A 25,370-nucleotide genomic window follows, 5' to 3' on the forward strand; every position below is an offset into this window, starting at 1 on the left:
ATCACTAAACACACTATTAATGACATTAAGTAAGATTTAATTCTTGCTTGGTTGCCAATGGCAATTACAATAGACAAATACTTAATATATCATCAATTCATAATTATTTAATAACTAGTGATGATCTGCTAAGTGCTCCAAATACTCCTAACATAGGCACGAGATTCCCTTCAATAGGAATTATATTTCCAAATGCTTGAGAATATAAATCAGGACTAAAAGGTTGATCTCTAATACTCAGCAAATATCTGTAGTAATCTGGTGAAAGTGATTCTACCATTAAATTAACCTTCTCAAAACTCATGTAATTTTCTGGTATATAGAACTGAAATCTGTGATTGATAGTTTCGGCTTTTGCAACTGACAATAAGGTTGTATTAACTGCTGGTTTCATTTCAAGACAATTATCAGAAACGCATTTCATCAAAAAGTTGAAGGATTCAGATATTTGATTTTTACCAATGCAAAATATGCGATAAAAGCTTTGTAGACTAGATGGATTTTTAAGATTTAATTCGAAAAGAATAGACAATCTACCTGATCCACTGTTATTATCATCATAGAGTACGTTTTCTACTTTGGTTAATGAGTCTAAATTTACAATTATTGGCCTTTCTGGAACTTTCTGAATCTTGCTAAAATAATCGTTATTATCTTGTTTTATATTCATTCGAACTTCATCTTTACTTCTTAGTGGGCTATTCAGTTGCACTACATAATTGGGGTTTTCTGTACCAATGAATTCTATTTTTTCAGCAAGTATCTCTGAAGAATCATTTAGTGAAAATGTAAGGTTAATAGAAGTGTCAAGAAGCAATCCTTCAAAATTATCCGAAAACTTATAGGGATTTTTAAGTTTAAATACATTTGCATATATTTTATCGTTACCTTCCTTAGCAATCACATTGATCTTTAAATTATCTGGAATTTCCAGTTCTATTTCCCTATCATTTAATGATTTTTGGCATCCAGTAACAATGAAAGTGAGTATAACGAAAAAGTAGAATTTCATGTTAAGGGTTTATTAAATAACTATAACTAAAACTTGGAATAATAGGAAAAAGCGCATATTCTTCTAAAGTAAGTTTACCAGACCTTGTGCCGTCACTATTGTCAACGAAATCAGGAGATATATTAAAATAATAAGCATTTTTATTATTTAAAATATTGTAAATGTTGAAAGAAAATTTGTTCTTCTTATTTTTTGATCTATAAGTTATTCCACAATCTAAACGACTGTATGTGGACAATCTCTGATTATTTATACCTTCATAGTAGTTGACTCTAAAATCTTCTTCTCCTGAGATTAGTACTGGAAGAGAAATAGGTCGTCCACTTGTTAAATTATATTGAATAGAAAATTTATATCTCGTAGAAAAGTGATATATAAATGAAGCTGATAAAGAATGGGGACGTTCATACGTAAATGGAAAATATCTGTCACTATTTAAGTTTGGGAACATTCTTTGCGATCTTTGATAAGCGTAAGATAAACTGACAAATTTATGTGTATCGCTGTATTCAACTTTTGTCTCCATGCCGTATGCATTGCCTGATCCAATTAGTATGTTAGATAAAAGATTTCGACCAATTAAAAATTGACCTGTTTTGACATAAAGCATATTTGAAAGCTTCTTATAATAAATGTCGCTATACAATCTAAATTTTTTTAAAGTATACTTATACCCTAATGACGTTTGCCAACTGTCTTGAGGTGGAAGGTCTGCAGTAGCTGGAACCCAAGCTTGCGTAGGTATCCCTGATTCGCCAACATCAAGTAACAAAGAAGTCTGTACATTGCGATCTAGTGATAAATTTAGTATGCTAGATTCAGTTATTTCGTATGAGACTGAAAGTCTAGGTTGTATATACCAGAAAAGTTTATCTGAATAATATAGATTGTGCACTAAACCAAGCTGTGTATTAAATTTTTTTGCAAGATTAAATGCGTACTTAAAGAATATATCATAATCATATGAATTTTGTACAGTATTAAGTATGGTCGTATATGATTGAGTAATAGTATTTTTCCACTTATAATTTGATGAAATTGCTAAAGGTTTGAAACGATGAATAACTAAATTAGAACCAAAAGTGATATGTCTTCGATTTAAGTAGTATTTAAACTTTGATCTGATTCCATAATCCTGTAGACTGGTTAAAAATTTTCTTTCAGAAGAAACGATTTCTTTGCTTTTATTTATGGATATTGCTTCATTAAAGGAGTTATATGCATATCGAGTGTAAAACATAGTTGTCTTTTGCGATAAACTTCTATTCCAAACTTTTTTATAAGTAGAACTTACAACGTCATTTTTCCATTGAATTGCTCTTGTCACTTCTGCTTCACTTTGTTTTCTTATATTATCTATGCGAACATATTGATCGCCGCTTGCAAAATATTGAAATGACAAGCTTGTTGTTTTATTAAATTTGTGATGTAACTTTATATTAGCATCGTGAAAACTATTGGCTAGATTTCCTATGCTATTGTTAAGAAATGCATTATGCTTTTGAAGGACCTTCAAATAATAGTTAAATATGGACTTTCTACCCGCCAATAGTAAAGATGTGTTGTCCTTTGAAATTGGAAAAGATAACTCCGCCCCTATTGAAATAGGACTTAATGTGATATTGGATTCGAATTCCTTCTTGTTACCTTCTTTAAGGTAAATATCGATCACTGAAGAAAGTCGTCCGGTGTATTCAGGGGGAAAAGAATTTTTGTAGAAATCTACATTTTTAATAATATTGCTATTGAAATTGGATACGAAACCCAGCATATGAGTAGGATTATAGATGGGAGCGTTGTCAAGAAAAAAGCCATTCTGATATTCATTACCACCTCTAACACTGAAATTAGATTGTCCTTCGTTTCCAAAGTTGACACCTGGAAAATTCTGTAAATATCTTAATAAATCTCTCTCTCCACTCATAGATGGCAGCTGTGTGACTAGATCTATTGGTATAGACTCAAAAGATATATTGTTTCGATTAAACTTCGATTTTTGAGTATGTGATATGATTTCTATTTGATCTAATGCATTTTCTTCTTTGATAAGGTAGATATTGTAATTCAGAGTATCATGAGTCGTTTCAATGATTTTAGTTTTGTAACCTAAATAAGAAACTATGACCTGTGGCGCTTCAAAGGATGTTAAATATGCTAAGCCTAGGTCATTTGTAAAGGTATAATTATTTGATCCAAGCTCCTTTATTGATGCAAAAGGTAATGCTTCCCCACTAGACTTATCGTATACTCCAAAATAAAACTTTTCCTGGGCAATTATAAATGATGATATAAGGCAAGAGGCCATAAAGCATACCCACTTGATTTTTAAAATGCCCCCAAATACTGGGGGCATATCTGATGATTTATTCAAATACAATAAATTTATTTGTCTGGTTGTTCTCTAACAATTGTCGCCATGATACACAAATTAAAGCCATTTGTCCAAATGGATATTCAGTATTTTCTTCAAAAAGATAATAGGATTTGCGATTTCAAATCTTCCTCGCTCTTACTATATACTGATAATCCAAGGTCTGGTCATCTGACTCGAAAACCTGAAAGCCTGCTGCTTCTAATTCTTCCTCCAATTCACCTAGTGGCACTCTGTAATTCATGCCCGGAGCATTAATGGACAGCTTTTTGGTTTTAAAATCAAGAATGAAGAGTTCGCCATTGGTGCTGAGATCCTCCTTAAGCACGCGATAATACTTACTTCGATTTTCAATATATCCGATGGTATTAATGATGGCTATCACGTCAGCTTCTCCTTTTTCAAGCATTGGATCGCTGGGGATAGCAAGCCGCGTTTCTATTTTTTCTTGAATATTCGCCGGTAATTGCTGTTTAAAAGTTTCTATGATTTTGATCATAATGGGATCAATATCAATCGCGATGACCTTCTTCGCTTTGAGCGCAAACCGGAAGGTGAAATATCCGGAACCAGCTCCAATATCCGCAATCGTCTTGTTGCTGATATCTCCTAATAACTTAACTACCTCTTCTGGCTTCTGCCATACAATTCTTCCACTATCGTCTACTTGCTCCAGAATATTTTCTTTGGCCTTCTTATAATTTTCATCTTCGGGAAACCTTACTTCTTGTTCACCGGGAACACAGGCAGCGAGTAGCAAAACTATAAAGAGCACTTGGGTTATCTTCATGGGTTAAAAATACTACTGCAATTACTCATATTGTTGAAATAAGGCAAAAAAATTAACCTTTGACATATATTGTATTCATTAGTTCTTGATGAATGCGACGAATTTTCCGATTGGATTCCTGGTGTCTATTGGAAATAATACAGAAAAATAGCACCTTGCCTGAAGCGGCTTTGGTGAAACCGGCATAATTCATCACCTGTTGCATGGAACCGGTCTTAGCCCACAATTTGCCATTGGCCTGCATGCCTTTGAACATATAATACAGTGTTCCTGTCTTTCCTGCTTCCGGAAAATAATTGCCCAATCCCGCGCCATAGACCAGATAGAGGTGACGGAGCAGTTGCACAAAATCTTCAGGGCTCATTGAATTCCAAAACGACAATCCGCTCCCATCTTCGATATATATGTCTGATGTGTCTATTCCTATTGCACTCAAATATGTTTTTTCCATCTGAATACCTCGATGACGCGAACCCTGACCCATTGCCACAAGAAAAGCTTCGCAGTAGAGGTTGATGCTTTCCAGATTTGCCGAACGAACCAATTCTTTCAAAAGTGGTGACTTGATCTGCGCAATCTTTTCATGCATGTCAATGGGTTGATTAAACTCCACATCTGCACCGTTATTCGAAATCCCGTCTGCCAGGAGTTGACCTGATATCAATTCTGCGAAGTATTTAGGACTGTTGGGAATAGATCCTTTAATTCTGAAGGTAGTGGCGCCTTGTGGAAGGCTCCCGCGAATGTATCTTTGATAGGTGTATGGCGCTCCGAAAATGTACGATTGATCACCCGATCCTCTGGTACCGGTTTGAAGTTCATTGATAAATTCAAGATTGGGAATAAAAGGAGAGTGGCTGATAATTTGAGGGGCGACGCTTCTGTTATTTTGCAGCTGGAAGTAAAGATTGTAATAATTTTCATGAAGATTAATAGACCAGGTATTGCAAGCGTAATAGTTTCCGATATCATTCCAGGACCAGGAATGAATGGTGCCATCAGTTCCAAAATAGGAGGCATCACATATCACTTTCCCATCAATGCAAGTAATTCCCTTCTTTTTGACAAAGCGGGTAATATCTTTCAATAATTGTCTGATTTGCGGCCTCTTCTGGAATCTTTCGGATCCTAAGGAGGGGTCACCATTGCCATATATAATGAGGTCTCCGGTCAAATTTCCGTCTGGCAAGATGCTGCCCGTGTATCCAATCTGCGTCGAAAATTCATAATCTTCTCCAAGCATTTCCAGAGTAGCGAAGTTGGTGATGATTTTTTGTAGCGAGGCAGGAATAAAATTTTGTTCACTATTTCTTTCATATAGCAATTCACCCTTTTCATCCATGATAGCGATCCCTAATTCTGCCGTGGCGGGATATTTTTGTAAAATTCTATTGATTTCACTGTCCCATTGGCACCAACCAGTGCACCATAAAACAGAAAAAAGGATACTAAGTAATTTCTTCTTGCTCATATGCTAGGTGATATAATGCGTCGCCCTGATTTACAACGGAGGCATTGTTATGGCCAATAATATATCCGGATTTAGTCGATGTAATGGTCACAGACTTAAGCCCTTGGGGATCTTTAATGAACCCTATAGGTTCATCTTTCGTCACTTTCTGACCTGAACTTTTGGCCCAGATAAAAAGTCCGCTGTACGGAGCGCGAATCCAACTGGTTTTGGTCACATGTAGAATATGATCGACAATGGCTTCTTCATAGGAAGCAATCATTTGAGCGTTGTTCAATATTCGTTTAATACCGCGGACGCCCAGTTCGATTGCAAAACCATCAAAACGAATAGACTCACCAGCCTCATAAACAATGGTAGGGATGTTCATTTCATGTGCAACCTTGCGCAGTGACTTTGAAATGAAAGGCTTTTGGATCAGAAATGGCGCCCCAAACTGCCTGCCCAGTTCCTTAGCTAAAGGATCAGCCTTCGAATATCTAATCTGTGGGAAATTATAGCGAGAAGCGCCTCCCGTATGTAAGTCGATGATAAAGTCAACCATTGGGAGTACTTTTTTCGTCAGGTTTCTGGCCACTCTGGAAGCCAATGAGCCATTGAGGGATCCTGGAAAACTGCGATTCACATCCTTTCCATCTGGAACAGCCCTGCTAAAATTGATGAATCCGAATATATTGACAATAGGTATCGCGATGATGGTACCTTTAGAAATGTGGTCGAATACTTCTTCCTCAAGACATCGTCTGATGATTTCTATGCCATTGATCTCGTCACCATGAATACCACCTAAAATCAGGACAGTAGGGCCCTCTTCCTTTCCTCTGAAAACATGGGCATCAATGGTGATCCTGGTTCCTGATGGGAGCCTCCCGACCCTTAATTTTATAAGCGTTGATTCACCCGGCAAAACGATCGAATTGCTGATTACAAAATCGTCTAATTCCGCCTCCTTCCTAAATTTTTCAAAAATTTTCTTAACCATTCAATCTTATCTTTCTGCAAACTGTTTTTTGTGAAGCTTGGCATTTCGTTCGGTATATTGAACGATTTTTGAGGCTATGTCAATGTTAGTGGTGGTCTCGATTCCTTCTAATCCCGGCGAAGCATTCACTTCCAAAATCAATGGGCCTTTATTGCTTCTTAACATATCTACACCACAAACGCTTAAACCCATAATTTGCGCCGCCTTTTTGACCACGGCTTCTTCCCCTTCCGTCAACTTGACAACGAAAGAGTGACCACCTCTGTGTAAGTTGGATCGAAATTCTCCCGGACGAGCCTGTCGCTGCATTACGCCTACAATTTCACCATCAATGATAAATACCCTGATGTCTGCACCATTTGACTCAGCAATAAATTCCTGCAAAAGAACCCTTTGTTTTAGTTTGTGAAAGGTTTCAATCAAATTTTCAGCAGTAGAAGCGTTATCCGCCTTTAAAACACCAATTCCGTGTGTTCCGCTCAACATTTTGATGATCAAAGGCATTGAATCTAAGCGTTCTAGTAGTTCTGGAATGGTGTAGCTATTGTTAGAAATCAAGGTATCAGGAATGCCAATGCCTGCAGATGCCAGCAGTTGCAAAGCACTTAGTTTATCTCTTGTCCTAAGCAAAGCTTCATGATCTAAAGTAGAAAAAACACCCATGGACTGGAATTGCCTGACGACTGCCGAACCATAGGAAGTGGCTGTATTTCCGATTCTCGGTATCACGACGTCGTAGCCCTCTATGACTTCATCTTCATAATAAACTTCTAATTGTCCTTTGCGAATTCTTAGGTCACAATACATGTGATCCAGAACACGAACGAAATGGCCTCGATCTGTAGCAGCTTTGTACAGACTTTGCGTACTGTAAAGTGCGGCATTCCTGGACAAAATTATAATGTTCATAGTAAGGATCTTTTAAGACTCAGTAAGATATTAATTTTGAAGCACATTGAGCCGGAATAAAAAATCAGCAAAGTCCTTGCCCCACTGTTTGTATGTCAACATGGATGGGTGGACGCCATCACTAAAGAAGTCGTCAACTTTATATCGGTGATCAAATTTACCGAGCCAATCTTCCAGTTCAATGATTTTCGGATCATAGAAAAAGTTCTCATATTTTTTAGATATGACATTCAACTCTTGCCCCAGTATTTCTACCAGATTTCCTATAATCCATTTTATTAAGGGTGTGAAGGCAGGAAAATCTTTAATAGGAGGCATATTTATAAAGGCGATGGTGGTTTCTGGAAATTGGAGCCTAATTCGGTTTATCAATGTTTCGATCTGTTTTTTCCATTTCCAGGGTGTATTGAAGGTAAAAGCGTCATTACCACCCAGGCCTATTATGATGATATCAGGATCTTGTTTCTTTATTTTTGGAAGGAGTCGGTCCGTCACCATTTTAGCGGTATATCCACTTTGAGCATGTACGGTCCAATCTATAGTAAAGCCAGAAAGATCACTCAAATGTTGACTTACAGCACCTGCAATTCCATTTTGATGTTCTTCTACACCCAGGCCTGCAATCGTACTTTCACCAATGAAAATGATGTGCCTCCGCTCATTTTTTGATCCATGACAAGTACCGTAAGGAGTTTTAGCGCCAGGAAGGCGTGGGACTTCCCTTCGTACTTTGCGACCCTGCAGAATAAGAAATGGTATTAAGGGAATAGCAATAGTTAAAAGGCCTGAATAGCGAATTCGATTCCACATTTTGCGAAAATATGCATTTCTCCTTCATTGAGTAGGATTGATCTTCAATAGATTCACTTAGTGGCTTCAAGTTTCTTTGGTTGTCATTTCAAAGAATTTATGGTCAAAAGGCTTATATTGACGCCATAATGAGTACGATTTCCAATGTCATTAAAATCAACGATCGAAAAACCATTAATGGTTGGGCTATATACGATTGGGCCAATTCAGCTTATTTTCTAGTCATTTCTACCGCCATTTTTCCTGCCTATTTTTTGTCTAATACACCTGAGGTGGTGAGTGTTATGGGTTTAGAGATGACCAACAGCAGTCTGTATTCCTATTCGGTCTCGTTTTCCTATTTGGTGATTGTTTTCTTGTCTCCTTTGCTATCGGGTATTGCTGATTTTGGAAATAAGAGGATGTACTTTTTAAAGTTATTTACCATCGTAGGTTCTTTGGCCTGCATTGCACTATATTTTTTCGCCGGCGTAGGTCAGATGTGGCTGGGTACAAGTGCGTTTATATTGGCAACGATAGGTTGTGCAGGAGGAATTGTTTTTTACAATGCATATCTGCCGGAAATTGTTACAGAGGATAGGGTAGATTCTGTAAGTGCAAAAGGTTATTCCTATGGTTATATTGGATCTGTACTATTATTGATCATGATTTTGGTCCTGGCGATGAAACCTGACTGGTTCGGAATTACCAGTGAGACACTACCCTATAGAATAGGTTTTGTAATGGTTGGATTGTGGTGGATCGGCTTTGCTCAGATTACTTTCAGAAGATTGCCTGGAAGTGGAATCGGTAGAATCACCTTGGAAATGATGAATAAAGGGGTTATGGAGATCAAGGCGGTGGCAAGAAAATTGAGAGAACAACCCAATATTCTTCGATACTTAGCGTCTTTCTTTTTCTACAGTGCAGGTGTGCAAACGGTCATCTATTTGGCATCAGCCTTCGGAGCCAAAGAACTCGGCTTTACCACGATCAATTTGATCACTGTCATACTCATTTTGCAATTTCTTGCCATGGTTGGCGCCTATCTTTTTGCTCAGGTCTCCAAGCGCGTGGGCAATAAATGGGCGTTGATCATTATGAATATCATATGGATTTCAATTTGCCTGGTCGCTTTCTTCGTCGAAAACCACATACAATTCTATGTTATTGCCGGTTTTGTAGGTTTGGTGATGGGTGGTATTCAGTCCCTCAGTAGATCTACATATTCTAAAATGGTAGAAGAAAATCGCGAGGATCTTACCTCCTATTTTAGCTTTTATGATATCGTCTATAAGCTTTCCGTAGTAATCGGAACTTTCGTTTTTGGGTTGATAGAACATCTGACATCCAATATGCGATTCAGTATTTTAGGACTCGCCATATTTTTCATTATCGGAATATCTATACTTACAACGGTAAAAGTAAAGTTTAAAAGTGCTTAAGATGATCCAGCAAGTCAACTAGCGCTTCATCTGTTCAGGCAAAATCTTTTGGAAGTCTGACCATGTTAAAGATTCGAACCCTTTACCTGCTTTTCTGATATTAAACGCCATTGCCGCACCCAGATTTTCAACTTTTACACCCCTGTATTTTTTTAATTGGCCCAGAAATAATGGACTGAGGACCGGCCATATTTTCAATGTCAAACCCTGTGCAAAGCCATACCGATTTTGGGGAGTCAGTATCATAGAAGGTTTGAAAATACTCAGTCGATTAAACTGGATGTCTTTAAGAGCTTCCACCAGCTCTCCTTTCGTTCTTAAATAGTAATTATTAGCATTGGGATTGATAGCCACCGATGAAAGAAGTTGAAAGTGCTTGACACCTTGCTCTTTACATTTCTGAGCAAATAGAAGCACTGCTTCCTTATCGATTTTTACAAATTCATCTCTGGGTAATTTTGAAGGCTGACCGACGCCGAGCGTGCAAATGGCCACATCGTGATTTACTAAATGATCAGCATAGGTATCCGCATTGAAAATATCGACCAAATATTGGTCTAAAAGAGGAGCATCTATCTGATCGATCTTCCTTCTACCAAACGATGTGATTTTAACAACCTCTTCCATCTTTAATAGTGACTTGAGTACCTCACTTCCCACAGCGCCAGTTGCTCCCAGTAGAGCTATTCGTTTTGTATCCATAGAACATAAAGGTAAGAAAAGCGATTCAAGCGCTTGAAAGAATTAGGTTTAGACGACTTTACCTATGTTGAATAATGAATAAAAGGTTTATACTACACGCAGATGCTTGCTTTTCCAAATGTAGATTTCTGCTATCCCTAAGTTGACCAACCAACCCAGCCACGCCACCAATCGATAAATGTCCATCGGCGGCCATTCCAGCCAGTTGGCTATCATCCATTTTAATAGTCTGAGGGTGATAGCGGATAAAGTTAACGCAAGACTTCGTATCATGAAGTTGCGGTGTAGCGTCCATTGCTTGTTGCGGGCATATACTAATGCCAACAAAGTGAAGAGAAACCAAATGAAAGCTTGCATGACAAAAGAAAACTGACTGATCATCCCTCCATTGGCATAAAATGCCATAATCAATCCAGATGGACTACTAATCACAAGAATGAGAAATACATAACACTTTCCCATTAGCCGATGTACTTTTGGAAATTGTATTCTGATCGAAGAAGAAAACTGTACTATTCCGATCAGTAAAACAAATATGCTGGTATAAACATGGCTGAAAAATGCTAACTGGTAAAACTTTTGGTCAATAATATCATATTTGATATTTAGAAAAGCCACATCTAATCTCAAAGGAATGTACTGAAGAGTAATCAGAAGCATGAGGTATGAAAAATACAGCAGGGTTGCAAAGTAAAGTGTTTTGGTGATGATTGATTTGCTGCGTTGCATCCTATGATTTTATCCCCTTCCAAAAGAATCGTAGTATTCCGAGGCATTTTTTTCATACCTGAGGAGCAACTCTATATTTTCCTTTTCCAGATCTGTAAAGTCACTTTTGATGTCAGTGTGAACAGGAATGTACCAGGATTGTGCATCGAAAAACACACGTAAGGGCCTGTTCTTATAGGAATAACCATGTCTGGCGTATATGGTGTTTCGAATGATGGTGAGGTCTCCCCTTTTCAGATTTTCAACCTGGGATTTAGTAAGGTTGGTATTTGACGCATTGATGGTGTAAATGAGATCTGTAGCGGTAGCAAACTCTTGAGCAATCCATTCCTCAAACTCATTTTCGTCCATTTCTACCCGCTCTATAGTTTCCAGGGATTCGTTCCAGTTGACATATTGTTTAGATCTCTCCAGATTGACATCAGGATTGTACCTGAAGGACCGTTTTTCTAAATCGTATTTTCTCTTTTTGATGTCAATGTCTTGGTAGGCAGTCCAAGTACCTTGTAAGCGACCATCAATGATGGTAAAGTTGAATTCGCCATCATATCTGTGGTCACCCGGTTCTTTCAGGGAGAAGTGATGGTTGCCTTCATCAGTTATTCTCATGGTGCCCTTAAATGGACGATCATTACCAGCAACAATGCTTCTTCCGGTCACAGTTCCGTTTTTAATTTGATCGATGGAAATATTGATTTTGTTCTCTCTGGTCCATACAAATCCTTCATCAACATAAAGGGTTTTGTCTTCCCTACTTTGATCGTCGTCTCTTTCAAAATAGCCAACCCAGTTGCCGACAAGATCTGGATATTTCGGTTCTTCAGCTTCGTCGATCTTACGGTCCATTTGACGATCACTCATCTGGATAGAAGGCGTGTCGGTTTGAGTTCCATCTTCAACTACGATTTGCGCATTATGATTTTTTATGTTATCACTGCAGAAGCTAAAAAGGAGTGCTGTGACAATCAGTTGAAAAATGGTTCGCATGGGTAGAGTGATTGATTTGGTCACCTAAAATAAAGAATTATTTCAAATGAGATAGTGAAAATGCTCGAGCCCGAACAATGTTTAGTTTCATTCAGTAGATCAAAATAAAATGGCAGAAGTAAATATTCTAAATCATACCAACATCATACATACCAAAATCAGTGAGAAAATTACTACTGAGGACTATGAACAAATGGTACCTTTTATACAACGAATAGTGGACAAGTATGATAGTGTCAGATGGATATATGAGTTGCAAGGAAAACCGTCAATGGAACCCGGGGCCATGTGGAAGGATGCGAAAACCAGCATGAAATACTTCACTAAGTTTGAGAAGGTGGTTTTAATAGCAGAAAGAGACTGGATAGAGAAAGCAACTAAAATAGGAGACAGCCTGGTCCCCTTTGAAATGAAATACTTTGGTTCAGAAGATGCTGCCCAGGCGTATGAGTGGATCAAATCATGACTTAAAGCTCCTTAGATATGACGCTGTTTGCTGTATTTTCTATTTATTTAAAATCGACAGAATGATCAATAAGTAAAGCTTATCTTCGCCACATCATCAAATAAATTTGATTTGAATTATTTGACTATAGAAAATGCCTCTAAGACATTTGGAGAAAAAGTTCTTTTTCAGGACCTCAATTTATCGATCAACCAGGGAGACAAGATTGCCTTGGTAGCAAAAAATGGTACTGGAAAATCTACGCTATTAAGAATTATCAATGGTGAGGAGGCAGTAGAAGGTGAACAAGCTAAAATCTTGTTTAAGAAGGACATTACCATAGCTTACCTGACACAGGAGTCGCAATTGAAAGATGATCTGACGGTACTGGAAGAGGCATTGAATAGTGACAACCCCCGTCTAGAGGCTATTCAGCAGTATGAGTCCGCTTTACTTTCTAAAGATGATGAAAGAATTCAGAAAGCGATAACCAAAATTGAAGACTTGAAGGCCTGGGATATAGAGGCCAAAGTGAAAGAGATTCTGGGAAAGCTTAAGATTTATAAGTTGGATCAAAAAGTAGGTAGCTTATCAGGAGGGCAACAAAAAAGATTGTCGCTCGCAAAGGTTTTGATTGCTAATCCCGATTTTTTAATACTGGATGAACCTACCAATCATTTGGACCTTGAAATGATCGAATGGTTAGAAGAATACTTACAACAGCCACACTTAACCATTTTCATGGTGACACACGATCGTTATTTCCTGGAGCGGGTTTGTAATACGATCGTAGATTTGGAAGAGAGAAAATTGGCTTCATTTAAGGGTAATTACTCGGAATATCTCGAAAAGAAAGCGGCAATTCAGGCAACGGAGAAAGCGAATCTGAATAAAATGAAGAAGCTTTATTCGAAGGAATTGAATTGGATTCGCAGACAACCAAAGGCTCGGGGAACCAAAGCCAAATCGCGAGTGGATAAGTTTTATGAGATCAAAGAAAAGGCTCATCAAAATGTCCAGGAGGACGAAGTTGAATTCATTATCCAATCGGAGCGGCTTGGATCGAAGATTTTGGAGGCCTATTATGTGCATAAATCATTTGGTGAACTGAAAGTGCTGGATGATTTTTACTATAAATTTAAGAAAGGAGAGAAGATCGGAGTCGTGGGTCCCAATGGGGTAGGGAAGTCTACATTTATTAAAATATTGACTAAACAAATTGAACCTGACCAGGGAAAAATAGTCATAGGAGAAACTGTTAAATTTGGGGTTTTTGCACAGGAAGGCCTTCAGCTACCAGAGGATAAGCGGGTCATCGATGTAGTCAGGGATGTAGCCGAGTATATTCCATTGGAAAAAGGGATGAAACTTACGGCCAGCTCACTTTTAGAGAAGTTCCTGTTTACCAGAAATCAGCAGCAAGTCTATTACTCCCAACTTTCTGGTGGAGAGAAAAGAAGGCTGTACTTGCTTACCGTTTTGATGCAAAATCCCAATTTTTTGATACTGGATGAACCTACCAATGATTTGGATATTGTGACCCTAAATGTTCTTGAGGAGTACCTACAATCATTTAAAGGATGCTTAATGATCATTTCGCATGATCGCTATTTTATGGATAAGATTGTAGATCACTTATTCATATTAAGAGCAGGGGGTTCCATTAAGGATTTTAATGGCAATTACACTGAATATAAGGCGAGAGAGGACGAGTTTTTACCGAATAAGCCCGTTATTGATAAAAAGACCAATGAAAACAAATCAATTCCTGCAGAAACCAAGAAAACCGATACAAAAGCTAGTTCTGCAAAACTAAGTTTTAAAGACAAGCATAGGTTGGAAGAGATTGAAAAACTTTTGGCTAGAAATGAAGCACGAAAAAAGGAGATTACTGAACAGTTTTCGGATGCTTCTCTGAGCTCAACTGATATGGAAGCACTTTCTAAGGAAATGGGTTTGCTGATGTCAGAAATAGAAGACCTGGAAATGGAATGGATGGAGATTGCGGACAAAGTAGGTTGAGACGGCTGGGGGCTATCAAATTTCATTATTGATAACGACCTGGGGACTAGCACTTTTTCTTTGAAGTTAGCATGCTGGAACTTGAAAATTCCATTTACAAGCTTACTTCGATACAACATAAAGGCAGCTAACAACTTTTAAATTCCAGTTGCAAGAAAAATACCCCAACTTACGAATTGAACTTATTAGCAACTTTGATATAATCCAAAAAGTAAAGCACTTTCAGGTTCATGGAAAAGTTGTTGTTATATTGGTAGACAGACTGTACACTACTCTTGTAGGAAGGCTGCAAATTCCGAATATCCTCACCATTGTTCGCAAAATTCTTCACTACAAAAACAAGGTCACTTCCCGGTGCAAACCTCCAGTTGTACACCAAATCCATATTCAACAAGTTAAAATTGACATCATAGGTTTTTCTTCCATCATCATTGATATCATCAATATCATGTTCAATCAGCTCGCCTTTGTCTCCCAATAAATGATATGAATTATAGTTAACTTTAGACCAATAATGTCTTCCAATCAGATTCACATACATGTTTTCATTGAAAATGATTCTGGTTGTAAACTCATTGACGACGGTCTTACGGTCTCTTTTACCAAACAATATGGCTTCGCTTTGTCCTATAACATCTTCATTCTTGGATACAAAACCCACATCATTCTTCGACAGCGTCCAGTCGTAGTTCCAATCCAGACTGATCTTATCGTTTACTCTCCACCTCGGTCCGATCTCAAATGAGTAGCTGTTTCGGGATTCCTCGTTAAAAGTTCTGATGTTCCAATCCATATTGAATGCAAGCGGGTTGTTGTAATTGGTGCTCAAAAAAGTACCAATCATAAAGTTCTGAGGAAAAGCGTAAAATTTTGAAAAATCGGAAGTTCTTGGTTCGAAGTAATCAAAGGTCTGTATGGGCTCTAGACGAATGAATCCTCCGGTACCAATAAAATTGTTGGTCCTGACAAATCCATTGGCAGTAACCGCAAAATCGGTAAACACATTAGGATCCACAAGCCTCCTGTAATCCGTTCTCAACCTTACACTACCTCGATTAATGTATTTGAATTTAGGATTGTAACTATTGTAAGCTCCACCGACATTGACACTTCTCTCATTTGGACTTCGGATAAAACCCAGATCATTAATATCGTAATTAGGGCTTTCTTCTGAATACCTGGCATAGTAGGTTAATTGGCCGCTGGCCTTTGCGGCGACAAGGTTGTATTTGTAACCCAGATCTACGGATTCAGAGTGATATTTTTGACTTAAGGCAGATGAACCGCTCAACATCCACTTCTGATCCTGTGTTCTGAGCGTGAACTCAGTGCCGGTTACATTGGCGTCATAATCCTCTCCGAATCTAGTCACATTGGTGTTAATCAAAGATACATAGGAATTATTCTTAAGATTTTGATCAGCAACCAAAACATTATAATTGGTCAATGGATTGACCTGAATTTGGTGCTCTAATCCATTAGCATCTGTATATGCTGCATTGCTCACACCTACAATCGCATTGAAAACGCCTATACCCAAACCATTTTGCATCCTTCCAGATAATTTGGAGGCATTGAGCAGTTGCGTTATATTACTATATCTGGTGATTTTATTGCCTTCACTTTCTTTGTCAAAGATTCTGTGTCTATTGTGTGGAGCACCACCTATTCTCCGGGAATAAAAAAGACCTGCTTTCTGAAAAAGCTCAGTTCCCTCGGTAAAGAAAGCCCTGTTTTCATCAAACTGGACCTCGAAAGGCGTTAAATTTAAAATTTCCTCATCAAATCTCACCTGGCTAAAATCCGGAATAAGGGTCATATCCAGGGTAAAGGCATCATCAATTCCATACTTTAAGTCCATCCCTCCGCTAATTCCAGAGCTGGTAGAGCCAGCCTGTTTCATATTGGTCTGACCTCCATATGACAAATAAGGGGTCACCATTAAGCGTACAGGAGTTTCAATTTTTTCAATTCCGGTGAGTACTCCAGCCTGAGATAAAAACCCTTCAATCGTCGGATCCACCTCATTCCAAAAACTGGTCTCACGCGTTCTACGAACTTCACGACCGAAGTTGATACCCCACTTTTGTACATCTTTTTTTGGAAATCTCAATGCAGAATAAGGTATTTCCATTTCCACGACCCAACCATATTCTGTAATCTGTACACTTGAATTCCACACTGCATCCCAGTTGTCATCCTCTCCTTCAGGAGATAGTAAAAAGTCACTTTGAACTCCTGCCGAGGTTACTTTAAAGCCAAACCCGTTGATGCCGGATTGGTAAGAATCTATCGCTATGGTAAAGGAACTAGCATTAGCTCGACCATCTCTCTGAGACAGTTGCTTCATGATTTTTTCTGGTTCAGGATCTATCAGAAAAGCACCTATGTATAAAGAGTTATCGTTGTAAAGAATCCTGACTTGTGTTTCAAATTCAGCCGGCAAACCGGGAGTAGGGCTTAGAGTCGTAAAACCTTCCGCTATTTTGGCACTCACCCAGTCTGATTCATCCAGGGCGCCATCTATTCGTATTGAGTTGATTGCTCTTTCTGCTTCTATAACTCGATGAGGAATCTCTCCTCCAAATAATGATACAGGAAGCATTATGATAAAAAATAAAATCAGTCTTCGCATTAGAATTTCTCTGTCTTAGTCTCGTAAAAGTATTGGAATACTGTGAATGGTATTCGCAATATTGTCTTAATAACAATTTGTTAACGAATCATCATGTACATTGTTTCATCGTTCTGGGTCAATGTCGGAAATTTAACATATCAAAATTTTTAAATATGTACAGTGCAAACTATTGCATGTTGTAGGGACTCTGCAAAGGATCTTCAAATCAATTTCCATTCAAACTTAGAATGTCCGAAAGGTATTCAAGATTTTTTCAATCTCAACTTCACCAATTCCTTGACCCAAAAACCAAGATTCATAATTGCTAGGGGGCATGTAAATGCCGGATTTCAAGCCATGATGGAAAATTCTAGAGAAGAGTTTGGTATTCGTCGATTTCGCATCTGAAAAACTCTTGACTTGTCCCTCCAGATAAAAAATACTGATCATAGACCCTATAGAATTAATGGTGTGGTCAATACCTTTCTCGTCAAGAATTGTATCCAATTCTTTATGCAATGTTTTAACCGTTTCTTCCAGGTCGACGTAAATCGAGGGGTTATCCTTTAAGATGGTTAGTGTAGCTATTCCAGCAGACATGGCTACCGGATTGCCAGACAAAGTACCCGCCTGATATACAGGTCCCAAGGGTGCCAGGTGCTCGAATATTTCACGCTTGCCACCGAAAGCACCTACGGGCATGCCACCACCGATGATCTTTCCAAAGCAAATAATATCCGCCCTTATGTCAAAAAGCTGTTGAGCACCACCAGGAGCTAACCTGAAGCCTGTCATGACCTCATCCAGCACAAATAAAGCGCCGTTGCGGTGACATAATTCTTTAATGCCGGACAAGAAACCTTCTTCAGGCACTATACATCCCATGTTTCCTGCGACTGGTTCAATAATTACACATGCAATGTCATCATGAAGATCAAAAAGTGCTCTCACAGATTCCAGATCATTGTAAGACGCTATAAGTGTATTGGACGCAGTTTCCTCAGGGACGCCAGGCGAATTTGGGCTTCCCAATGTCAAGGCACCACTACCAGCCTGGACAAGAAAGCTATCATGATGGCCGTGGTAGCAGCCGGCAAACTTGATGATTTTCTTTTTGCCCGTATATCCTCTTGCCAGTCTGATAGCACTCATACATGCTTCTGTACCAGAATTGACCATTCGTACGATATCCAGATCAGGAACCATTTCACAGATCAATTTGGCCATTTCAAGCTCTTTAGCTGTGGGTGTACCATATGTGAAACTATGTTGTATCTGTTCGGTTACAGCTTTTATGACCTCTGGATGGGCGTGCCCAAGGATCATCGGTCCCCAGGAGTTGATCAGGTCTACATATGAATTGTCATTTTCATCAAAAAGATAAGCACCTTTAGCTCTTTTGATAAAAACAGGTGTACCACCTACAGAATTAAAGGCCCTAACAGGGGAATTGACTCCTCCTGGAATATATTTTTTTGATGCTGAAAAAAGTTGTTCGCTGTTCGTCAATGTGTGGTTCGTCATAGATTTATATTTTCTGATGCCCAGTCTCTTGGCTTTAAGGCTTTTAATAATTGTGCTTCAGCGCTGCCGGCTGCAGGATGATGGTTGTAAACCCAACGTACAGTAGGCGGTAAACTCATCAGGATAGATTCAGTTCTTCCATTTGTTTTCAAGCCGAAAAGTGTTCCACGGTCATGGATTAAGTTAAATTCTACGTATCGCCCTCTTCTGATTTCTTGCCATTCTTTATGATGTTCGTCGTATGTGTTATCTTTTCTTTTCTGAAATATGGGCATGTATGCTTTTAGAAAAGCATCGCCAACTGCGCTAGTGAATGCCAAGTGAAATTCCGGCCTTCCTTTCAAATAATCGTAGAATATACCACCTACGCCACGGTGTTCATCCCTGTGCGCATTATAAAAGTATTCATCACATTTAGGTTTAAAGGTAGGATAGAATTCTCCATTGAATTGATCGCAAACGGACTTTAAAACCTGATGAAAATGTATCGGATCTTCTTCGAAAATATAATAAGGAGTCATATCCATTCCTCCTCCAAACCAGCTGTCGACCATTTGGTCAGATTCGTAGAGTTCAAAATAACGGATATTGAAATGGACTGTGGGAACAAAAGGATTCAAGGGGTGAATAACAAGGGAAATACCAGAAGCATAAAACGTTGCTGATTTGGCATGTAGACGCTCTTTCATTTCTTCCGGGAGCTCTCCATGTACCATAGAAATGTTGACTCCCCCTTTTTCTATGTATTTACCATTAGATAGAATATTGGAGAATCCACCTCCGCCACCAGGCCTTTCCCATTCATCTTCAAGTAGTATTAAATCAGGATCATCGTTTAGAAAAGCACCAACGATCTCTTTTTGAAGTAATTTAATTTTTTTCTCAAATCGATCTTTGATCATGAATACCTATAGTTTTTTACCGTTTGGATAAAAAGCTTTGCCTTTTCTACAGGAATATTTGGCAGAATACCATGACCTAGATTGGCGACGTAGGGATGTCCTTCAAAAGACGCAATCATTTCATTTGTTCTTTGAACCAGGATCTCATCTGATGAAAGCAACATCGACGGATCAAGGTTGCCCTGTAATACTTTATCTTTACTAACCTTTGATTTTGCATAATCTGCAGAAATGGTCCAGTCTAGTCCTAATGCATTGCATTGTAGCTGGTTAAGATCATCTAATAAGTGCCATCCACCTTTAGCGAAAACAATAGATGGAAAGTCAGGAAATGCATCACAAATTCGCTTAATAAACGGATAACTGAATTGCAGATAGTTTTTTCGATCTAATAAACCACCCCAGCTGTCAAAAACCTGAAATACATCAACGCCGCTGTCAATTTGATGCCCCAGATATTCTATGGTTGCTATGGTAATCTTATCCAGAATTTTTAAAGCCAGGCTGGGATGATTATAAGCAAAAGACTTGGCCTCAGAAAAATCTTTTGATCCCTTTCCCTGAACCATATAACAAAAAACTGTCCATGGCGATCCCACAAATCCAATGAGTGGTATATGATCAGGGAGCTCCGCTTTGATCATTTTAATACAGGCTTCGACAGTTGGCATCCTTGAAATGATATCCTCACCATTCAGCTTTTTATATTCTGATTCACTTTTAACGGTCCAGTCCAGAACCGGTCCTTTGCCTGGAATCAGTTCTACATCGATGCCTAAAACTTTAGGAATAACCAGGATGTCAGAGAATAAGATGGCCGCATCTACACCAACCTGGTGGACCGGCATCACAGTGATCTCGGTGGCCAATTCCGGTGTTTCAATTCTTTCGAAAAAAGAATACCTTGCTTTCAGTTTCATGTAATCAGGCAAATATCTTCCTGCCTGCCTCATCATCCATACCGGTGGCCTATCTACTGCTTCTCCCTTTAAAACTTTGATGAAACGGTTGTTCATTATTGATGTTTAATTTTATACATGATTTTATCTCCACCTTCATCCAAAATATTTTGGACCCAGTCCGAAACGTATTCCAATGCTGAATTTTTATCGACGGATTCATTGACATAAAATGCCGCTTTACCATTTGGATCATGCAAGCATCCTTTGAAGATGATCTGATCACTGCGAACCTTAGCCAATGCACCAATCGGTGCGCTGCATCCACCTTCCAGCAAATTCAGAAACTTTCTTTCTATTTCAGCACATAATTGAGTATCTGGATCTACCAGTTGATGTCCCATTTTATCTATAAATGCATCATCAGATCTGTAACTAATGCCCAGGATACCCTGCGATGGTGCCGGTATCATCCAATCCAGTTCGGTGCATTGACCATTGATAAGATTAAGCCTGGACATGCCCGCATAAGCCATGATGATCCCATCCCAATCTGAATCCCACAGCTTCTCAAGTCGGGTGGGGACATTTCCCCTTAATGGAACAAACTCAGAATTGGGGTATTTGAACAACCACTGTGCCTTACGCCTCACGGATCCAGTTCCTATTTTGAAAGTAGAAGCTGAAATGCTTTTTTCAATGACATTATTGACCAGGACATCTTTAGGATTTTCGCGTCGCCCCGTACTTATGACCTTAATGCCTTCGAGTGGCAGGGTGGGATAGTCTTTGAGTGAATGAATGGCCAGGTCAATTTTGTTATCTATTAAGGCTCGGTCAAGAGCTTTTGTAAAAATACCTGTCTGATTTAGGGATTCTAATTTGGATTTTTTATCGATGTCTCCAAGAGAATCTATCAGGACCAATTCTGCTTTTAATCCCAGATCCTGGATTCTTTTCAATAGATGATTTGCCTGCCAAAGGGCTAGTTTGCTTTTTCGAGTACCAATTCTAATCTGCATTCACAGCCCTGTTTCGCACTTTCTTAATCCATTGCTGAGAGAGTTGATTGAAAAGTTCATCGGTATACTCATTCAAAAACTTTTCAGAATGTGCTCTTTCTCCTGAATCGACGTTCATCAAAGCCTCCCTTTTCATGTCAGCAAGTTCCTCCTTAAGTTCTGCAAGCATTGGCATTCCAGATTTAATGGTGAACCACGCTTTTAAATCCTCAATACGGTCTTCTATAATTTGCTCAACGACTGCTTTTTCAGCTTCACGCTTCTTTAGATTTTGGTTGATTATTTCAGATAATTCATCAACATTTAGGAGCTGAATATTGGGTCGGCTCTTTAGTGAGGGATCCACATTTAAAGGAACGGAAAGATCTATGATATATTGATTCTTATGCTCAATAATATGCTCAGCTGTAATGATAAAATGAGGAGCATTAGTTGCACAAATGATGACATCAAATTGTGCAATATTTTGGTGCATTTGATGAAAGGGTAATATATTGATATTTTTTCTTCCGCCAAGTGCTGTGGCTTTGTCTATCGAACGGTTGGTGAGTGTGATATTTTCAGCAGGGACCAATTTCAGTAAGTGGTCAATGGTGTGGCTGCCAATTTTTCCCGCTCCTAAAATAATATATTTAAGATTTTCCATGTCAATATCAGCATTGCGCAGGTATTCTATGCAAGCATAACTGGTGGAGCTAGCACCGCTGTAGAATCCAGTTTCCGTTCTGGCTTTTTTCGCAGCTGATAAAGCATTGTTTATGATTCTTTCCCACGTTCCTGAAATCATTCCGTTTTGCTTAGCCAGGGCACAAGCTTTTTTTACCTGTCCTAGAATTTCATAATCGCCAGCAATCTGTGATTCTAACCCACTACAAATCCTGAAAAAATATCTGGTTGCTTCATCATTTTTTTTGCAGTGAAAAAGCTCGGGTTCGACGTCATTTTGATAGATGTGTGTCGTGATCAGGTCAATAGCAGTCTGCTTTTGATCGATGGGAATAAAAAACTCTGTTCGGTTACAGGTGGATATAATCAATGCTTGTTGAATTCCGGACTTTTTGAGCAAGTGAAAGGTTTCTATGATACGATCTTCATTCAGGGCATACTTTTGGCGTTGACTGAGATTAGCCTTTTGATAATTTACGCCTATAACCGTCCAGTTCAAATAATTTGCTTTAATAATTGAAACGCAAAAATACTTGTAAAAACCTCTGATAACACGGGTTTTTGTGTCATATAATTGTAAAAGCCAATGCTTAGTTCCAACTAATGTGGACGGATTAAGTTTAATTTGCACTCAAAATATAGAAGTGGGAAGTAAGAAAGTCGCATTAATGGTCAATTTAGGATCTCCGGATTCCACTGCTAAAAAAGATGTTCGAAAGTATCTGGACGAGTTTCTGATGGATGAGCGGGTGATTGATCTGGCCTATTGGAAAAGAGTTCTTTTGATTCGTGGCATCATATTGAATTTTCGCCCCGGTAAAAGTGCTAAAGCATACCGAAAAATTTGGTGGGACGAAGGTTCACCTTTGATCGTGATTTCAGAACGGCTTCAGGAAAAAGTTGCGAATCGCACTGAGTTTCCGGTCTATCTGGCAATGCGTTACGGTAATCCTTCTATCGAGGATGTGCTACTGAAAATTAAGGAAGAAAATCCATTTGTCGAAGAAATTTTACTCATTCCGCTGTATCCTCACTATGCCATGAGCTCCTATGAAACGGTAGAAGTTAAAGTGAGAGAATCATTAAAATTAATGAGTCATCAGGTTGGTTTAAAGGTCATGCCACCCTTCTACAATTCTAAGGAATACATCAAATTATTGGCTGATAAAATAGCGAATCACAACCCGGATCAATATGATCAGGTTCTTTTTAGCTATCACGGTATTCCTGAAAGACACGTACGTAAAACGGACCCTTCAGGTGGTCACTGCTTAAAAGTGGACAATTGTTGTGAAGTTCCTCATCCATGTCAGAAGTTTTGTTATCGTCACCAGACGCTTAAGATGACTGAATTGATTAATGGAGAATTGCAACTTGCTGAAGACAAAGTAGCTTCCAGTTTTCAGTCAAGACTAGGCAATGATCCCTGGCTGCAGCCATTCACGGACAAAAGGCTGGAAGCACTCCCTGATGAAGGAGTGAAAAAATTACTGATCGTTTGTCCCGCGTTTGTCTCTGATTGCCTCGAAACATTAGAAGAAATAGAAATGGAAGGTCAGGAAGAGTTCCTGGAGAATGGTGGCGAAGCGTTTAAAATGGTACCTTGTTTGAATGATGATGATGAATGGGCGGAATTACTTGCGAAATGGATCAATGAATTTGAACCGGAAATAAGCCTAAGTGAAACCAACACATTTTGATTACATTGTTTTAGGCGCAGGTGTGAGTGGATTGGTCGTGGCCAATGAGCTGCAGGCTAGTGGTGCTGATGTATTGGTCTTAGAAAAAAGCGATGTTCCTGGTGGTGTTTTACAATCTGTAAATAAGGATGACCTAATTTGGGATCGAGCTGCCCATACTATCGCTGCAGATAATGAGCTCCGTTCTTTTTTCGAAGCGTACCAACTTGAGGATTTACTGGAAGAACCAGATGACACTGCTAAGGCCAGACAATTAGTGATCAATGGGAAAATCTCAAATATTGAGCCGCATCCAGCTAAAATCTTGTCATCAGATTACCTGAGTTGGAATGCAAAGTGGAAAATTATAAAAGAAGTATTTAAAGGACCAGTGGGTGATCTTAACCCAACCGTTGCTTCCTTTTTTCAATATCATTTTGGTGACGAAATCACAAAGAATATCATAAGTGCAATATTTTCAGGAATTTACAATGGTGACATTGAACAAATGGAAATGAAGGCAGTGATGCCTGAAATATTTGCGAAAGAACAGGAAATGGGAAGTTTAATCAAAGTGGTGGCCCGAATGACTAAAAGCAATGGTGGTGGAGGGCGAAAAATTTTTGGAATAAAAGGTGGGACAGCTTCCATGATGCAACGATTAGCTGCGAGGCTGGAGAGTATATTGTTTCGGCAATATGTTATAAGCCTTGATCACATTGGCGATAGATACGTAGTCAAAACCACTGAATCTGAGTGGACGTGCAACAAGCTTATTTCAACCCTTCCTGCATTTGCCTTGGCCCCCATCGTTCAAAAGCGATCTCCTGAGCTAGCAAGCTTACTTTCCTCTATTACTTACAGTTCTATCGCTCTTTTACACGTATCAATTGAGGATGAGGGACAGAAAGAACATGAAGCCTTTGGTTTTTTATGTTCCCAATACCATACCTCGCCATTAAAAGGCGCTATTTATAATTCAAATCTCTTCCCCTCCAGATCAAGAAAAGGACTGCACACTTTCACCATTTTCATGGATTACTGGGAGGACATGGATTTCAAGAGGGAAAGTCAGCTCGTTATTCAGGAATTTCTTGATTTAAAAAAGATCAAAGGACCAGCTACATTGCACTGTCATACGATATGGGCAAATGGAATTCCACAATTTAATAGACCCTATCTTTCGAGGAAAAAAGAAATATTGGCACTTGCTGATTTCGAGTTAAGTGGATCTTTTGTCTCCGGGGTGTCTGTCCCTAACTGCATTAAGTACAATCAAGCACTGGCCAAGCGCTTGATCTCTTCTTGATCTCCGCTTCAAATATTGTGCAGTCAAATAATTTTTAGCATATTTGAAAAGGAAAGACTTATATTTTAAGCCACATTAAAGAATATTTTAAACTAGTC

The 25,370-nt window shown here is 38.8% G+C and carries 21 protein-coding genes; 5 read left to right on the forward strand and 16 right to left on the reverse strand.

Going from position 1 to position 25,370, the window contains the following annotated elements:
* Window positions 1–103 precede the first annotated feature (103 nt).
* The 7 genes from L2567_RS04895 to L2567_RS04925 form a co-directional block, all read right to left on the reverse strand.
* Window positions 104–1,012 (reverse strand): DUF4249 family protein, encoded by a 909-nt coding sequence (locus tag L2567_RS04895; protein WP_235296616.1) that lies wholly within the window; start codon window positions 1,010–1,012, stop codon window positions 104–106.
* Between the two features lies 1 nt (window position 1,013).
* Complete coding sequence (locus tag L2567_RS04900; RefSeq protein ID WP_235296618.1) at window positions 1,014–3,383, reverse strand: TonB-dependent receptor; 2,370 nt, start codon at window positions 3,381–3,383, stop codon at window positions 1,014–1,016.
* 121 nt (window positions 3,384–3,504) lie between these two features.
* Window positions 3,505–4,173: a class I SAM-dependent methyltransferase gene (locus tag L2567_RS04905; protein WP_235296619.1), complete on the reverse strand. Its 669-nt coding sequence runs from the start codon at window positions 4,171–4,173 to the stop codon at window positions 3,505–3,507.
* A 52-nt stretch (window positions 4,174–4,225) separates the two neighbouring features.
* Window positions 4,226–5,644 (reverse strand): D-alanyl-D-alanine carboxypeptidase/D-alanyl-D-alanine endopeptidase, encoded by a 1,419-nt coding sequence (gene dacB / locus L2567_RS04910; protein WP_235296621.1) that lies wholly within the window; start codon window positions 5,642–5,644, stop codon window positions 4,226–4,228.
* Window positions 5,622–6,626, reverse strand: coding sequence for a succinylglutamate desuccinylase/aspartoacylase family protein (locus L2567_RS04915; protein WP_235296623.1), 1,005 nt, complete (start codon window positions 6,624–6,626; stop codon window positions 5,622–5,624). Before L2567_RS04915 ends, dacB begins: the two co-directional genes overlap by 23 nt.
* 6 nt (window positions 6,627–6,632) lie before the next feature.
* Window positions 6,633–7,535, reverse strand: a complete 903-nt coding sequence (locus L2567_RS04920; protein ID WP_235296625.1) for a RimK family alpha-L-glutamate ligase — start codon at window positions 7,533–7,535, stop codon at window positions 6,633–6,635.
* Between the two features lie 30 nt (window positions 7,536–7,565).
* Window positions 7,566–8,345: an SGNH/GDSL hydrolase family protein gene (locus L2567_RS04925; RefSeq protein ID WP_235296626.1), complete on the reverse strand. Its 780-nt coding sequence runs from the start codon at window positions 8,343–8,345 to the stop codon at window positions 7,566–7,568.
* 128 nt (window positions 8,346–8,473) lie between these two features.
* Between L2567_RS04925 and L2567_RS04930 the strand changes: the two genes are divergently transcribed.
* A complete protein-coding gene (locus L2567_RS04930) occupies window positions 8,474–9,769 on the forward strand; it encodes an MFS transporter (protein ID WP_235296628.1) in 1,296 nt (431 codons plus the stop codon).
* Between the two features lie 18 nt (window positions 9,770–9,787).
* On the opposite strand, the gene L2567_RS04935 is transcribed toward L2567_RS04930, so the two are convergent.
* The 3 genes from L2567_RS04935 to L2567_RS04945 form a co-directional block, all read right to left on the reverse strand.
* Window positions 9,788–10,471, reverse strand: coding sequence for an NAD(P)H-binding protein (locus tag L2567_RS04935; RefSeq protein ID WP_235296630.1), 684 nt, complete (start codon window positions 10,469–10,471; stop codon window positions 9,788–9,790).
* 87 nt (window positions 10,472–10,558) lie between these two features.
* Complete coding sequence (locus tag L2567_RS04940) at window positions 10,559–11,200, reverse strand: DUF2306 domain-containing protein (protein WP_235296631.1); 642 nt, start codon at window positions 11,198–11,200, stop codon at window positions 10,559–10,561.
* A 9-nt stretch (window positions 11,201–11,209) separates the two neighbouring features.
* Entirely contained in the window at window positions 11,210–12,187 is a 978-nt protein-coding gene (locus L2567_RS04945) for a YARHG domain-containing protein (RefSeq protein WP_235296632.1), read from the reverse strand.
* Between the two features lie 109 nt (window positions 12,188–12,296).
* Between L2567_RS04945 and L2567_RS04950 the strand changes: the two genes are divergently transcribed.
* Window positions 12,297–12,653 (forward strand): SpoIIAA family protein, encoded by a 357-nt coding sequence (locus L2567_RS04950; RefSeq protein WP_235296633.1) that lies wholly within the window; start codon window positions 12,297–12,299, stop codon window positions 12,651–12,653.
* Window positions 12,654–12,764: 111 nt separating this feature from the next.
* Complete coding sequence (locus L2567_RS04955; RefSeq protein WP_235296634.1) at window positions 12,765–14,654, forward strand: ABC-F family ATP-binding cassette domain-containing protein; 1,890 nt, start codon at window positions 12,765–12,767, stop codon at window positions 14,652–14,654.
* 169 nt (window positions 14,655–14,823) lie between these two features.
* Here the strand turns inward: L2567_RS04955 and L2567_RS04960 are convergent, their stop codons facing one another.
* The 6 genes from L2567_RS04960 to hemA form a co-directional block, all read right to left on the reverse strand.
* Window positions 14,824–17,259, reverse strand: coding sequence for a DUF5916 domain-containing protein (locus tag L2567_RS04960; RefSeq protein ID WP_235296635.1), 2,436 nt, complete (start codon window positions 17,257–17,259; stop codon window positions 14,824–14,826).
* A gap of 255 nt (window positions 17,260–17,514) precedes the next feature.
* Entirely contained in the window at window positions 17,515–18,795 is a 1,281-nt protein-coding gene (hemL, locus tag L2567_RS04965) for a glutamate-1-semialdehyde 2,1-aminomutase (RefSeq protein ID WP_235296636.1), read from the reverse strand.
* On the reverse strand, window positions 18,792–19,697 hold the full coding sequence (gene hemF, locus L2567_RS04970) for an oxygen-dependent coproporphyrinogen oxidase (RefSeq protein WP_235296637.1): 906 nt from the start codon (window positions 19,695–19,697) through the stop codon (window positions 18,792–18,794). Before hemF ends, hemL begins: the two co-directional genes overlap by 4 nt.
* Entirely contained in the window at window positions 19,694–20,713 is a 1,020-nt protein-coding gene (hemE, locus tag L2567_RS04975; protein ID WP_235296638.1) for a uroporphyrinogen decarboxylase, read from the reverse strand. The genes hemF and hemE overlap by 4 nt, the downstream gene beginning before the upstream one ends.
* On the reverse strand, window positions 20,713–21,618 hold the full coding sequence (hemC, locus tag L2567_RS04980; protein WP_235296639.1) for a hydroxymethylbilane synthase: 906 nt from the start codon (window positions 21,616–21,618) through the stop codon (window positions 20,713–20,715). The genes hemE and hemC overlap by 1 nt, the downstream gene beginning before the upstream one ends.
* Entirely contained in the window at window positions 21,608–22,783 is a 1,176-nt protein-coding gene (hemA, locus tag L2567_RS04985; protein ID WP_235296640.1) for a glutamyl-tRNA reductase, read from the reverse strand. The genes hemC and hemA overlap by 11 nt, the downstream gene beginning before the upstream one ends.
* A 145-nt stretch (window positions 22,784–22,928) precedes the next feature.
* Here hemA and hemH point away from each other — a divergent pair, with 145 nt between their 5' ends.
* On the forward strand, window positions 22,929–23,984 hold the full coding sequence (gene hemH / locus L2567_RS04990; RefSeq protein WP_235296641.1) for a ferrochelatase: 1,056 nt from the start codon (window positions 22,929–22,931) through the stop codon (window positions 23,982–23,984).
* Window positions 23,965–25,272, forward strand: coding sequence for a protoporphyrinogen oxidase (gene hemG, locus L2567_RS04995; RefSeq protein ID WP_235296643.1), 1,308 nt, complete (start codon window positions 23,965–23,967; stop codon window positions 25,270–25,272). The genes hemH and hemG overlap by 20 nt, the downstream gene beginning before the upstream one ends.
* Window positions 25,273–25,370 lie beyond the last annotated feature (98 nt).

Source organism: Portibacter marinus (genome assembly GCF_021533195.1).
In the GTDB taxonomy this organism is placed as follows: Bacteria; Bacteroidota; Bacteroidia; order Chitinophagales; family Saprospiraceae; genus Portibacter; species Portibacter marinus.